The organism is Marichromatium bheemlicum (genome assembly GCF_012276755.1).
GTDB lineage: Bacteria > Pseudomonadota > Gammaproteobacteria > Chromatiales > Chromatiaceae > Marichromatium > Marichromatium bheemlicum.
Genome location: NZ_JAAXKX010000014.1, coordinates 23,513 through 36,979 on the forward strand (window position 1 = coordinate 23,513; position 13,467 = coordinate 36,979).

Genomic DNA, 13,467 nt, shown 5'->3' on the forward strand with positions numbered 1-13,467 from the left:
GGCGTGGGGCCAAGCCCGTTGCTTGCACGAGCCGCCCGGCACGGTCATGCTCGAACCCTGTCGTTCGTCCTGTCGGGGCGATTGCCGCCACCACGATGAGGAGGTGAGGATGTGTCCGATCCGTGCGTTCGAGGGGCGTCGTCCGGAGATCGACCCGGGCGCTTGGGTCGATCCCAGCGCGGTGTTGATCGGTGCGGTACGACTCGCCGCCACGGCCTCGGTGTGGCCGGGGTGCGTGGTGCGTGGCGATGTCGAGCGCATCGAGATCGGCGCCGCCAGCAACATCCAGGACGGCTGCGTGCTGCACGTCTCGCACGACGGGCCCTTCCGCCCGGGCGGTGCGCCGCTGCTGATCGGTGAGCGGGTCACCGTCGGTCATCAGGCGTTGCTCCACGGTTGCGAGATCCGCGAGTGCTGTCTGATCGGCAGCGGTGCACGGGTGCTCGACGGCGCCCTGATCCACCCCTACACCCTGCTCGGCGCCGGCGCCCTGGTCACCCCGGGGCAGGAACTCGCCGGCGGTCAGCTGTGGCTGGGCGCGCCGGCGCGTCCGGTGCGTCTGCTGAGCGAGCGCGAGCGGGCGCAGATCGATTACTCGGCCGAGCACTATGTCGCGCTCGCCGCACGCCATCGCGCCGCCTTGATCGAGGTCGACGAATGAGCCGGCGCACACGACGTCCGGCGGCGTTGCGCGATGCGAGTACGCAGGCGGCCCTGGTCGATGCCTTCCGCGGTGGTGATCTGTCACGCGCCGCAACCCTGGCGCGACGCCTCACTGCGACCCGTCCGGGCGCGGCCTTCGGCTGGAAGGCGCTCGGCTCGGTGTTGCTCGCCGAGGGGCGTCCGCGCGCGGCGGTGGCTGCGCTGGAGCGGGCGCTGGCGCTTTCTGGGGACGATCCCGAGTGTCGCAATACCCTGGGCCGCGCGCTGCTCGACCTGGGCGAGCCCGGGCGCGCCCTCGAGGTGCTCGAGCGCGCTCGGGCGCTGCGCCCGGCAGACCCCATGGTGCTCGGTAATCTCGGCGCCGCGCTGCAGGCGCTGGGCCGGACCGAGGCGGCGCTCGTGCCACTGGGTCGGGCCGTGGCGCTGGCACCCGATTCGGCGGCGGCGCTCAACAACCAGGCCGGTGCGTTGCTCGCGCTCGGTCGCACCGCTGTCGCGCGCCCCTTGCTGGAACGGGCGCTAGCGCTCGATCCCGAGCTGGTGCAAGCGCGCGCCAACTGGGTGCGCAGTGTCGAGACGCTGCGTCCCGACGCGTCGTCCCCGGCGTTGCGCGGCCTGTTGGTACGGGCGCTGGATGAGTGTTGGTGCATGCCGCAGCGGCTGCTTGTACCCAGTTGTGCGCTGCTGCACGCCGAGCCGGTCATCGCCGCGGCGCTCGCGCGTGTCGCCGCGCACTGGCCGGGGGCGCCGACCCTGGCAGCGCTCGGCGGTGCTCCGGTGGTTGCGGCCCTGCTCGCCGACGCATTGATGATGGCGCTGCTGCCACGGGTGATCCTTGGCGATGTCGGGCTCGAGCGGTTGCTGACCCTGCTGCGCCGGGCGTTGCTCATCGAGGTCGAGCAGGGACGACTCGACGCCGCCGGGCTGGCGCTGTTGGTGGCGATCGCGCAGCAGTGCGAGCTTGCCGAGTTCGTCCACGACCAGACCGATGACGAGGCCGCGCGGGTCGCGGCGCTGCGCGCGGAGCTGGCCGAGGCGCTACGCTGGCGCGCGCCCGTCGTCGCCGAGCGGGTGGCGGCGGTGGCCGCCTATCTGCCGCTCGGCTCCATCCCCTTTGCCGAACGGTTGCTCGAGCGGGAGTGGCCGGAGGAGTTGCGTCCCCTGCTCGAGCGCCAGCTCGTCGAGCCCCTGGCCGAGCGGCGCCAGCTCGAACACATCGAGCGCTGGGCGCTGACCGAGGACGTGGTGAGCCGGCGGGTACGCGCACAGTACGAGCGCAATCCCTATCCGCGCTGGCGGGTGAGCGAGCCGGTGCTGACGCCGGCGCCCGACCTGCCGGCGCTGCTGCGCCAGCGCCTGCCCGGTGTCGAGCTGGAGGGCGTGGTCTGTCCCGAGCGTCCCGAGGTGCTGGTCGCCGGCTGCGGTACCGGCGAGCACGCGATCGCCACGGCACGCCGGTTGCGCGAGGCGCGGGTAGTGGCGGTCGATCTGTCGCTACGCAGCCTCTGCCATGCCCGCGCGCGCAGCGAGGCCCTTGGTGTCGCGGTGCGGTATGCGCAGGCCGATCTGCTGGCACTCCCGAGGCTCGGACGGCGCTTCGATCTGATCGAGGCGGTGGGGGTACTGCACCATCTCGATGATCCGGTTGCCGGCGCGCGGGCGCTCGTCGAGTGCTTGCGACCCGGTGGGGTGCTGTTGCTCGGGCTCTATAGTCAGCGCGCGCGCGAGGCGGTACGGCGGGCGCGGGTGCGGTTCGGTGATGCCGAGGCCGGTGACGGGCCGGCGCGCATCCGCTGGGCCCGTCAGCGTGTGATCGATGCCGCTGGCAGCGATGAGGTGCTGCGTCCGTTGCTCGATTCGCCGGATTTCCACTCGATGAGCGGGTGTCGCGACCTGCTGTTCCACGTCCAGGAGCATTGCTTCACGCCCGCCGGGTTGGTTGATCTGCTCGCCGCCGCCGGGTTGGAGCTGCTCGGCGTCGAGCTTGATCCTGCCCGGCGCGCGCGCTATCGCGCCCGTTTTCCAGAGGATCCGGTGGTGGCCGATCTGACGCGGCTCGATGCCTTCGAGCGGGCCGATCCGCTGATGTTCGCCGGGATGTATCGTCTCTGGGTGCGTGTGGGCGGTTGACTCAGCTCTCGCGCGGCTTGGGCGGTTGGGGTTCGGGCCGGCGGGTGAGGCGGTGCTCGAGTTGCTCGATGGCGAGCGGCGGCGCATAAAGTTCGCCCTGCGCGTGCGGGCAGCCGATGGTGAGCAGCATGTCTCGCTGTTCCTCGGTGCGTACGCCATCGGCGAGTAGCCCGATCTCGAACGATTGGGCCAGGGCGACGACCGCGTGCACCACGTCGAGATCCTCTTGGGCGCCGGGCAGATTCTCGATGAAACCTCGATGGATCTTCAGGGTGCCAACCGGCAGGCGGCGCAATAGCGAGGGCGCGATCCAACCGGCCCCGACGTCGCGTAGGGTCAGGTGCACGCCGAGCTGGTGCAGGGTGTTGAACAGGTCGACGACCTGCTCGCTGTGCTTGAGCAACAGCCCCTCGCTGAATTCGAGTTCGAGTTGTTCGCCGACGAGTCCGTGGCTGTCGAGTGCGCGGGCGATGGTGCGGGCCAGATCGAGGCGTAACAGCAGCGCCTCGGAGACGTTCAGCGCCAGGCGTCCGACCGGTAGGCCGCGATCGTGCCAGTGGCGGAACTGCTCACAGGCCCGGTTGAGTGTCCAGTGCCCGAGTTCGACCAAGAAGCCGCCGTCATCGGTCAGGGGCAGGAAGCGTTCCGGGGCGACCAGACCGAGCTGGGGTTGGTTCCAGCGCACCATCGCCTCGATGCCGAACCACTGTCCGGTCTCGATGTCGACGCGCGGTTGGTAGTGGAGTTGGAACTCGCCGCGTTCGAGGCCGGCGCGAAGCTGGCCGATGATGCGTTGGCGCTCCGCCTCGGCGGCATCGCTCTGGATTGCGAGACAGCGGTAGGCGTTGCGCCCCGCCTGCTTGATGCTGCGTAACGCCGACTCAGCCTTGGCCAGCAGCAGGTCGCGGTCGCGCCCGCTGCTGGGGTCGAAGGCGATGCCGATGCTGGCGGTGACGAAGACCTCGTGCTCGCGGATGTTGAAGGGGCTGGCGAGGGTGCGCTGTAGGCGCTGGGCGATCGACTCCGCCTCCGGGACCCCGGGGATCTCCTCGAAGATCAGACCGAACTGGTTGGCGCTGAGACGGGCGAGGGTGTCGGCCGGGCGGATCTCACTACGCAGTCGCAGCGCGACCGAGCGCAGCAGCTCGTCGCCGATCTGCGGTCCGAGATGGGTATTGATATTGGCAAAGTGGTCGAGGTCGATCAGGAACAGCGCCAGGGGGGTCTGTTTGCGTTGGCGCAGCTCGATGGCATGCTCCAGCCGGGAGTGGAACAGTAGCCGGTTGGGTAGCTTGGTGAGCTGGTCGTAGTGGGCCAGATACTCGGCACGACGTGGGGTGTCGAGGGTAGCGCTGTGCTCGGCGAAGACGCCGACATAGTTGAGCAGGTTGCCGCGGGCGTCGACGATGCGGTGGATGGCCAGTCGCTGTAGATAGATCTCGCCGTCCTTGCGGCGGTTCCAGATCTCGCCGATCCAGGAGCCGTGCTTGAGCAGGTGGCGCCACATGCCGACGAAGAAGCTGCGCGGGTGCCAGTGCGAGTTGAGCAGGTTGGGGTTGCGGCCGACGACCTCGGACTCGGTGTAGCCGGTGATACGGCTGAAGGCGGCGTTGACGGCGACGATGCAGCCCTCGGGGTCGGTGATCAGCACCCCCTCGGAGGTGGCGGCGTAGACCGCCGCCGATTGCAGCAGACGGCGCTCGGCCTCGCGTACCAGGGTGACGTCGCGGACGTTGATCACCGCGCCGACGAGACGCCCGTCGTCGTCGTGATGCGGGGTGACGCGGATCTCGAGGTCGCGCGGTTCGCCCTCGGGACCGGGGCGCCGCAGGTCCTCGATGTATTCATGACGGTCCTCGAAGCAGCACTGCAGCGCCCGCTGCAGGAGGACGCTGAGGTCGGCGTCGATGATCACTTGCACCAGCGGCTGGTCGATGACCGCGTTGTAGTCGCGCTCGATGGCGTTGAGAAAGGCGCGGTTGGCGGCGCGAACGCGCTGTTCGGTATCGACGAAGGCGAGGCGTTCGGAGGCGGCCGAGACGATCTCGCCATAGTGCGCCAGCGCCTGCTCGGCGCGGTAGCGCTCGGTGATGTCCATCACCACCCCGCAGACCTGGGGGGCCTGTGCGCTGGCGCATGGGTCGATGTGTCCGGTGCCCTCGATCCAACACTCGTTGCCATCGGGGCGCTGCACCCGAAATCTGACCTGGATCGGGGCGTGCGATTCGGCCGCCTGTTCGAGTGCCTGCTCGACCCGCGGGCGGTCGTCGGGGTGGATACGTCTGAGCGTGTCCTCGAGCATCAGCGTCTCGGTCGGGGCCAACCCCCAGATGTCGTACCAGGTGCGGGTGACCTGGACCTGTCCGGTCGCGACCTCGAGCTGCCAGTTAGCGACCCGGGCGAAGGCCTGGGCCTCTTCGACGGGGTGGTGCGAGGGCACGGTCGAGGTCTCGGTGACCATCACCAACCAGCGCGATTGCTGGTCCTGACAGGGCGAGAGGGTCAGGGCCGCGTCGAGTGGGCCGCTGGCCGTGATCAGTGCGGCGCGGAGGTGGCGTGGTGGGGCGTCGGGATCGAGTTCGGCGAGCCGGGCATGGCTGGTTGGGGCGAGTAGCTCGCCGAAGGCCGTGCCGGGGAGTGACTGGGGTGTCCGGCCGAGCAGGTCGAGCAACGGGCGATTGACTTCGATGATGCGCAGGCCCTGGTCCAACAGGAGCGCCCCCATCGGGATGGCTGAGAGCAGAGACATGGGATTCGATGTGCCGCCAAGGGGTCGGGTACGTGGGAGCAGGCAGGGCTACGCGGGCGTCCTGCTGCGTAAGTTTACGTTTCCGTAAAGATGTCATTCCCAGTCATTATAAGAGTTCGGGTCCGGATTCGTGTACATCCGTGCCGGTTTTCGCCAACGGGTTTTGGGTTCCGCCCCTCGGGTCTGCCCTCGTGTGTGGTGGTCTGTGGCCTCACCAACACTGCTCGACACTACCGCCCGTGGCGTCCTTGGCCCCGGTCTGGTTGATGCTGAGGTCGCCGCAGCGGTCTTTGTGCTGTCCGCCGCTGGTCGTCGGTGTTGCGGTCAGGGAGAAGGTGTCTCGGGTGGTGGTCAGGGCGATGGTGTAGTACCGGACGTTGCCATCCTGGGGGGCGTGCTCGAGGCTCGTCGGGAACAGGTCGGCAACCGCGCTGCCCGCCTTGTTCCGATCATAGCGATAGTTCTCGGTATAGAAGCGCTGCATCCACTGGGTACCTTCGAGTAGCACGGCACGCGCATCGGCGCGCCGTGACTTGCGGACGCTGTCCTGATAGGAGGGGTAGGCGATCGCGGCGAGGATGCCGACGATCGCCACCGCGATCAGCAGCTCGATCAGGGAGAAGCCGCTGGAGTCGGGTCTTCTGGTGCGCATCGTCGATGCCTCGGTTATCTGAGTTGACGCCAGGACTGGCGACCGCTGAACAGGTCGCCCTTCTCGCGGATCACGGCGAGGTCGCCGGTCGAACCGCCGGCGTGCTTGTACTCGATCTCGCCGGCGGAGATCACCGACGGGGTGTCGGTGATGCCGACCTCGGACCCTCGCCCGGAGACGGCGACGGTGGCCTCGGTGATCGCAAAGGCATTGCTGGCGGCGACCTCGTCGTGTTGATCGAAGTGTTCATCGCCGTTGACGTCGAATACCGATTCGTCGAGTCGGCCGCCGGTCAGCAGATCGAGTTCCATGAGCCAGCTGGTCCCGCCGGCGTCGCAGGGTCGGTCGGAGGGCACCAGGGTCGTGAAGATGGCGCGGCCGTGGCGCAGTAGCAGGCCGCTGACCACGCGTTCGCCCAGGGCGGTGTTGGTGGGGGGGAGCAGGTCCAGGCGCCAGCCCTGGTCCGGATTGTTGCTGGTCCAGTCCGGTTCGTTGTTGGAGACCACGCGCCAGGTGAGACCGTTGCGGGCGGGCTCGGCGAGGATGCGCTGTTCGAGCAGGTCGTCGCGATCGAGATCGGAGGGGCCGTGATCCCAGATCCCGTAAAGGCTCTGGACATCGAGGGTGGCGTTGTCGCCGACCTCGTGATACTGGCCGGTGCCGAACAGGATCATGAGCCCCCCGTTGGGGTGTTCTGCGATCTCGGGCGGGCTGGTGATGGGCTGCGGGGTCCCCGAGGGGCCGGTGGCCCGAAACAGGGGCTTGCCCTGCTTGAAGGCGACCGCCCAGCCCTTGGCGTTGCTGGCCGAGAGGTCGAACTTCCACAGGTTGCCTTGTTGATCACCGGCATAGGCGGTGGTGATGAGGCGGGTTTCATCGGCGAGCAGGACGGGGCCGGCGAGCCCGTTGGGGTTGGTGCTGTCGCCGACCCCGGTATCGATGTTGGCGAGCAGGGTGCCGTCGGCGATATCGATCACCAACAATTGGGCACGCTCGCCGTCACTCTCGTAACCGTTACCGGCAACGATGACCCAGTCGCCGCTGGCCAGACGGCCAATCGTCGGTTGGATGAACTGGTTGATGGGATAGCCGAGTTCGGCGCCGGTGTACTCCCAGAGGATATCGGCCTCGGTGAAGGTGTCGGGGTCGGTGATGTCGAGTGCCAGCAGGGTACGACCCCCGGCGCCGGTCGAGGCCACCAGTACGCGTCTCCAGCTGCCGTCGATGCAGACATCAGCGGCCTGGGGTGAGCCGTCCATCAGGTATCTGTGGGTGTAGCTGGGGTCGGAGAGGGCATTGAGCCTTGGCAGCAGCGACTCCGGGACCACCGCGAAGCGCTCGATCCCGGTCTCGGCCTCGAAGGCGTGCAGCATGCCGTCGTTGGCGCCGACATAGAGCATCTTGGTGCGGGCGTCGGCGGCGATGCGAAAGGGGGTATAGGTGTCGCTGCCGGTCTCGGGGTCGGGATCGCCGCAGGTGACCTGCTCATAACCGAAGTTCATGCGACCGACATAGAGCGGGTTGGAATTGATGATGTCGCCGAGGGGGGTGCTGCGCTCACGAAAAATGTCCTCGCCGCGGACCCAAGCGAGCATGTTCTCGCCGAGTCCGAAAGATACCAGCGTTTCCTGCTGGGTATTGTTCAGGCTGCTCCATTTCAGCGCTACGCGCTCGCCCGCGATCAGGCTGTAGATCGCGCGGCTCGATGGGCCGGGGATCTTGCCGCTCTCGGTGGTGCTCCACAGTGCCTCGTCCTCGAGGATGCCGTCCTGGTCGCTGTCGGTGATGGTGCCGTCCTCGGCGACCTTGTAGGCGAGCAGGCGTCCGGTCCAGTCGGTGGTGTCGAACTTAGCCTGGAAGATCAGGGTGCCGGTGTTGAGTCGGGTCGAGTTGGTGGCAATGGTTGCGGCGGTGGCCGATTCGGCGGCGGCCGCGAAGATGGTCTCCAGCGCCTCGGTGAGGCTGCCGGCGTCGGTGGCGCGATAGGCCTGGTTGGTGCCGCCGCTCTCGGCGATGGTGTCGAGGGTCTCGGGGGCGGCGCCATAGGGTAGGGCGAAGCCGACGACATAGGTCTTGATGCCGATGTCGAGCAAGGCCTCGGCGGCAGCCGCCGCCTCGGCGATGGCGGCGGCCGGATCGCTGAGGTTGGTGCCGTCGGCGGCGGTCGAGGGCAGGCCGTCGCTGACCAGGATGACGAAGTCGCGCCCGCAGGACTCGGGGAGTGGGTAGACACTGGAGGTGTAGCCTTCACTGCTGTTGTTCCAGCGGCCGGCGAAGTAGTCGTGGGCAGTGAGCAGAGTGCCCTCGATCGGGGTCAGGCCGGCGTTGCGGATGCCGCTACTGCTGCAGGGGGATGAGGCATTGGGGATGTTGCAGGCGAGCTTGGCCTTGAGGGTGTCGGCATGAGTGCGATCGAGCTTGTCGATTGGGACATGTAAATAGCCCCGCCCCGGGGAGGTGTTGGCATACCAAGTGCGGCCGACATAGGACCAGGCGAGGCGCTTGCCGAAGCTCGAAATGCCCTGTGCCAGATCGCTATCGGTGGGGTCGAGTACGGAGTCGAAGAATCTGTCGCTGTAGCCGCTTGTCGACAGGGTGTCCGGGTCATCGGCGGCAACACTATGGCCGGTCTTGCTGCGATAGCAGGTATAGCGATTGTTGCCGCCGCTGGGAAGCGTCGGGAAGCCGGCGTCGGCGTTGTAGCAGAAGGCGTTGCCCGTGTTACTGCCGGCATAGAAGGGCAGGGCGACGTTGTAATAGATGAAGTTGCCGGGGTCGGTCGGGTTGGCGATGCGAAAGCGCTTGGTGGTCGAGTCGCGGGGGCCGTCGAAGGCGTCGTCGTAGTTGCCCCAGTAGTAGCTGACGTCGTAGGGCGAGTTGTGCAGGTACCAGGCGCTGGTGCTCGACTGCTGGTAGGCCATTAGCCCCATGTTGACCGCATCGGTGTAGTTGGTGATGAGGTGTCGGATGACCTCGCGCGCGATCTCCGACTTGCTCTGTGGCGAGTCGCTGCCGATGGCCGAACCGTTCGGGGTCTCGTCCATGCTGTTGGAGTTGTCGAGCACCACCAGGATGTTGGCGTGGGCCGATAGCGCCAGGAACAGTGGATAGGAGGCGATCGCCGCCTGGACGCTGTTTGCGCCGAGCGCCAGGGTGCAGGTCAGGACGATGAGTGGCAGTCGAGGGCCGTGGGTTGGGGGGCGCATGGCCAGGACCTCCCTAGCGTTGATAGACGATTTGCAGGACCACGCGCGCATTGCTGGTGCCGCCGAGGCTGCGCGTGGTGACCCGGTAATAGCGGATGTCGGGCAATGGACCGAACTTGACGCTGGTCTCCGAGCCTGGGGCCAGTTCCTCGATGACATAGCGGGCGGGCTCGATGAGGTCGCTGATGGCGGCGCAGCCTCTGGACGCCGCGGTCCCACAGCCGTTGCTGCCGTCCCAGCAATAGTCATCGACCCAGAACCGGCCGACCTCCTGATCCGGTGAGACCGCCTGGATCAGACCCGTGGTGGAGCCATCGAACTGCGGCAGCGTGGCGGCCTGGAGAAAGCCTTCGGCCTCGCGCAGACAGGCCTCGGCACCCTGGAAGGCGAGGGTGCGCTGATGGCTGTTGCTGGCCATGGTCTCCTCCAGGCTGGTGACCCGCATCGCCGTCACTCCAGCCAGGGTCATCACCAGCAGGAAGACGAGGGAGACGATCAGGGCCACGCCCCCTTGGAAGCGTGACGGCGGTGAGCTGGAGGGCGCGGTCATGGTCATCGCGTGTGTCTCAGGGAAGGCGGTTGCGCAGCCCCAGGGTCGTCCCGAAGGCCTGGTAGAGGCGTCGATCAGCGGCGGTGAAGCCGTCTCCGATCAAGTTGGCGCGCCCGGTGTCGGCGCTGGGGAAGGCGATCCACTGTGGCTCGATATTGAGCTGGTCCTCGAGGCTGACGAACAACAGTTCGAGCCGTACGCTCAATACCTGCTCCCAGTCGGTGATTGCGCTGGCATCGACATAGTCGGGGTCGACGACACGGTCGCCGTCGGCGTCGATGCCGTAGAAGATTTGCATGTCCTCGACCCCCTCGATCAGCTCTTCGACCGCCACCGAGGTGGTCGCCGCGCTCACCTGCGAACGGATGCGGTAGAGCGAGCGTCCGGTACCCGAGGTGCTGACCCCGATGTAGAAGGCGGTGGGGACGAAGTCGACCATGCTGGAGTCCGGGCCGAAGGTGTAGGGGGTGCCGTTGGCGGTGCACTCGACCGGCGAGCCGAGCCCCTTGGTGCAGTTGCCGGGGGTCGCGGTACCGGTGTTGTGGACGATGGTGACGTTGCTGCTGTTGACGTTGGTGAGCTGCAGGATCGAGGTTTGGGTGGCGTCGCAGACCAGGACGATGCTGCCGTCGTCGAGGTCGTGGGTGGTGTTGAGCTTGAACTCGGCCGCGGTCGGGTTGTGGGTGGCCACCGTGTAGCTGTCGCCGCCGCCGTGGATGAAGGTCGCCGCGTCGGTGCCCGCGACCCGATCGCCGGTGTTGGTGCCGATGGCCCGACCGGGAAAGTGTTGGCTGCCGTCATAGCCCCTCACCGAGCCGGTGTTGAAGTCCAGCCACCAGGTGGTGCCCGCGCCATTGATGACGTTGGCGATCTCGTTGCGGATCGGGCAGCCGGTGTAGCCGGCCATGCGGATCTCGTAACCCAGGGTCTCGAGTGCGAAACGCGCATGCTCCTGGATGCGTGAGAGCGCCTCTTGATAGCGGTAGACCTGCCGGTTGGCACCGAGCAGCTGGACCATGCCGCCGATCAGGAAGAGCCCGATCAGCATGCCGATCATCAGCTCGACGAGTGAGAGACCGCGTTGTCGGGGGGGCGTGCTCATAGGCTGCTCGTCATCGTGAATTGCTGAGCGGGGTCCTCGCCACGGCTGTCGTCCCACTGCACGGTGACGGTGAAGCTGTCGTCGTTGCGCACGATGCTGCCGGTGCCACGCGGCAGGGTGCAGGCGAGCGCGGCGCGCCAGTGCTGGATGTCGCGGGTGGCCAGGTCACCACTGGCGGGGGTGGCCGTTGGGCACTGGGGGTCGGTCGCGAGGCCCTGGTCGTCGTAGGCGCCGGCCAAGGCCGCCTGACGGTTGGCGCGCATCCGATCGATGATGTCGTAGGCGAGGTTGGTTGCTTGGGTGCGCTGATAGGCGCTGCTGTTGAGCTGCATCGCCGTGCTCTGCAACTCGGCCATGCCGAGCAACCCGATGGCCAGCACCACCATGGCGACCAGGCTCTCGATCAGGCTGAAGCCGCGTTGGCGGAGGAGGGGCGTCATCAGTTGCATGAACTCGTCACCTTCTTAACGCGCGCGCGGCCGGTCTTGCTGATGACGATGGTGTTGCGCTCACCCTTGGTGCTGCAGAGGCTGAAGCTCAGGGTGCCGGCCTGGAAGCCGCCGCCGATCAGCTGGGTGGTGCCATCGGAGACGTAGGAGACATAGGTGGCTACATGGGTGTTGCCCGCTAGGGTTTCCTGGCCGGCGAAGCCGTCGTGGACGGCGATCACCGTCTCATCGGTATCGACGGTGGCGTCGTCGTCGGCGTCGACGAAGACGATCCACCCCTGCTCGAAGCCGTCGCTGGTGGTACAGCTCGCGCCGTCGGCGCTCTTGCACACCACCACCCGCTCGCCGCGCTTGATCGCCTCGCTGCGGGCGAGATGGAGGGCGGCGAGGACATCATTGGTATGGGTCGAGATCTGCATGTTGCGGATCACGCTGGTGAAGGAGGGGACGCCGAGCATCAGCACCACCGCCGAGATGGCGACGGTCATCAGCAGCTCGATGAGGGTGAAGCCGCCCGGGCGCCGGTAGGGACGCGAGCAGCGGTGCAGTCGTATGGCTGGCACGGGGGCGATGCGCATGTCAGTGGGTCGCTCATGGTTGCGGCGCGATGGCGACGGGCCGCTCGACCTGACATCGGGCGAGTGTCCCGCATCCGGCCCGTTCCAGATGCACACCCGGGGCGAAGTGCAGTCCCTGCGGTGACAATAGCGGGTCCGTGCGGGGGAGGCAGACAGGCGTCCTGTCCGTCAGGGGGAGTCTAGTTCAGTCAATGGGGGTGAACAGACCGACCTGGAAGACCCCGATAACCGGATTCGGACTCGGGATGCTGGCATGGTCACGGTTTCTCGGGGCGTGAGGGTGCCGGGGATACCCTTCATGCGGGTTGGGCGACCCCCTATACTGGCCGTCCATTCGATAACGCTTATGTACGCGGAGACGAGGACAAGTCATGCACAACAACCGCACCACTATCACCCAGTACATCATCGAGGAGCAGCGTCACGTCGCCGGGGCCACGGGCGACTTCAGCGGGCTGCTCAACGATGTGGTCACCGCCTGTAAGGTCATCAGTAACCTGGTCAACCACGGTGCGCTGGTCGGGGTGCTGGGTAGCGCCGGGCAGGAGAATGTGCAGGGCGAGACCCAGAAGAAGCTCGATGTCCTCTCCAATGACATCTTCATCCGCTCCAACGAGTGGGCCGGGCACCTCGCGGCGATGGCCTCGGAGGAGATGGAGGAGATCTATCCGATTCCGGCGCGCTATCCGCGCGGCAAGTACTTGCTCACCTTCGATCCGCTCGATGGGTCCTCCAACACCGACGTCAACGTCTCGGTCGGTACCATCTTCTCGATCCTGCGCTGCGCCGATGACGTCGTCGAGCCGACCGAGCAGGACTTCCTCCAGCCCGGCACCGAACAGGTCGCCGCTGGCTACGCCCTCTACGGTCCCTCGACGATGATGGTGTTGACCACCGGTAACGGGGTCAACGGCTTCACCCTCGACCAGAACATCGGTGAGTTCATCCTCACCCACCCCGGGATGACGATCCCCGCCGATACCCGCGAGTTCGCCATCAACGCCTCCAACATGCGCTTCTGGGAGCCGCCGGTGCGGCGCTATGTCGACGAGTGCCTGGCCGGGCGTGAGGGGGTGCGCGGCGAGGACTTCAACATGCGCTGGATCGCCTCGATGGTCGCCGAGGTGCACCGCATCCTCACCCGTGGTGGGGTGTTCATGTACCCGATGGACGAGAAGATCCGCGCCAAGGGGCAGGGCGGCAAGCTGCGTCTGCTCTACGAGGCCAACCCGATGGCCTTCATCGTCGAGCAGGCCGGCGGCGCGGCGATCACCGGACGCGAACGGATCATGTCGCTGCAGCCCGAGGCGCTGCACCAGCGGGTGCCGGTGATCCTCGGCTCACGCAACGAGATCGAGCGCATCGAGGGCTACCATCAGCGATAGCTG

The 13,467-nt window shown here is 67.1% G+C and carries 10 protein-coding genes; 3 read left to right on the forward strand and 7 right to left on the reverse strand.

Annotated elements, in window-relative coordinates; all coding sequences use genetic code 11:
* The first annotated feature begins 109 nt into the window (after positions 1-109).
* Together HF203_RS10475 and HF203_RS10480 are read left to right on the forward strand one after the other, a co-directional pair.
* Positions 110-661, forward strand: a complete 552-nt coding sequence (locus HF203_RS10475; protein WP_168669410.1) for a gamma carbonic anhydrase family protein — start codon at positions 110-112, stop codon at positions 659-661.
* Positions 658-2,793 carry a methyltransferase domain-containing protein gene (locus HF203_RS10480; RefSeq protein ID WP_168669412.1) on the forward strand — a complete coding sequence of 712 codons (2,136 nt, stop codon included), beginning with the start codon at positions 658-660 and terminating at the stop codon, positions 2,791-2,793. Before HF203_RS10475 ends, HF203_RS10480 begins: the two co-directional genes overlap by 4 nt.
* A 1-nt stretch (position 2,794) precedes the next feature.
* Here the strand turns inward: HF203_RS10480 and HF203_RS10485 are convergent, their stop codons facing one another.
* The 7 genes from HF203_RS10485 to HF203_RS10515 form a co-directional block, all read right to left on the reverse strand.
* Positions 2,795-5,542 (reverse strand): EAL domain-containing protein, encoded by a 2,748-nt coding sequence (locus HF203_RS10485; RefSeq protein WP_168669414.1) that lies wholly within the window; start codon positions 5,540-5,542, stop codon positions 2,795-2,797.
* 211 nt (positions 5,543-5,753) lie between these two features.
* Positions 5,754-6,194 carry a type IV pilin protein gene (locus HF203_RS10490; protein ID WP_168669416.1) on the reverse strand — a complete coding sequence of 147 codons (441 nt, stop codon included), beginning with the start codon at positions 6,192-6,194 and terminating at the stop codon, positions 5,754-5,756.
* Between the two features lie 14 nt (positions 6,195-6,208).
* On the reverse strand, positions 6,209-9,400 hold the full coding sequence (locus HF203_RS10495) for a pilus assembly protein (protein ID WP_168669418.1): 3,192 nt from the start codon (positions 9,398-9,400) through the stop codon (positions 6,209-6,211).
* Positions 9,401-9,413: 13 nt separating this feature from the next.
* Positions 9,414-9,956 carry a pilus assembly PilX family protein gene (locus HF203_RS10500; protein ID WP_168669420.1) on the reverse strand — a complete coding sequence of 181 codons (543 nt, stop codon included), beginning with the start codon at positions 9,954-9,956 and terminating at the stop codon, positions 9,414-9,416.
* Positions 9,957-9,966: 10 nt separating this feature from the next.
* Positions 9,967-11,052, reverse strand: coding sequence for a PilW family protein (locus tag HF203_RS10505; RefSeq protein ID WP_168669569.1), 1,086 nt, complete (start codon positions 11,050-11,052; stop codon positions 9,967-9,969).
* Positions 11,049-11,492 carry a type IV pilus modification protein PilV gene (pilV, locus tag HF203_RS10510; RefSeq protein WP_210424733.1) on the reverse strand — a complete coding sequence of 148 codons (444 nt, stop codon included), beginning with the start codon at positions 11,490-11,492 and terminating at the stop codon, positions 11,049-11,051. Before pilV ends, HF203_RS10505 begins: the two co-directional genes overlap by 4 nt.
* Positions 11,492-12,079: a GspH/FimT family pseudopilin gene (locus tag HF203_RS10515; RefSeq protein ID WP_168669424.1), complete on the reverse strand. Its 588-nt coding sequence runs from the start codon at positions 12,077-12,079 to the stop codon at positions 11,492-11,494. The genes pilV and HF203_RS10515 overlap by 1 nt, the downstream gene beginning before the upstream one ends.
* A 371-nt stretch (positions 12,080-12,450) precedes the next feature.
* Between HF203_RS10515 and HF203_RS10520 the strand changes: the two genes are divergently transcribed.
* Complete coding sequence (locus HF203_RS10520) at positions 12,451-13,464, forward strand: class 1 fructose-bisphosphatase (RefSeq protein ID WP_168669426.1); 1,014 nt, start codon at positions 12,451-12,453, stop codon at positions 13,462-13,464.
* Positions 13,465-13,467 lie beyond the last annotated feature (3 nt).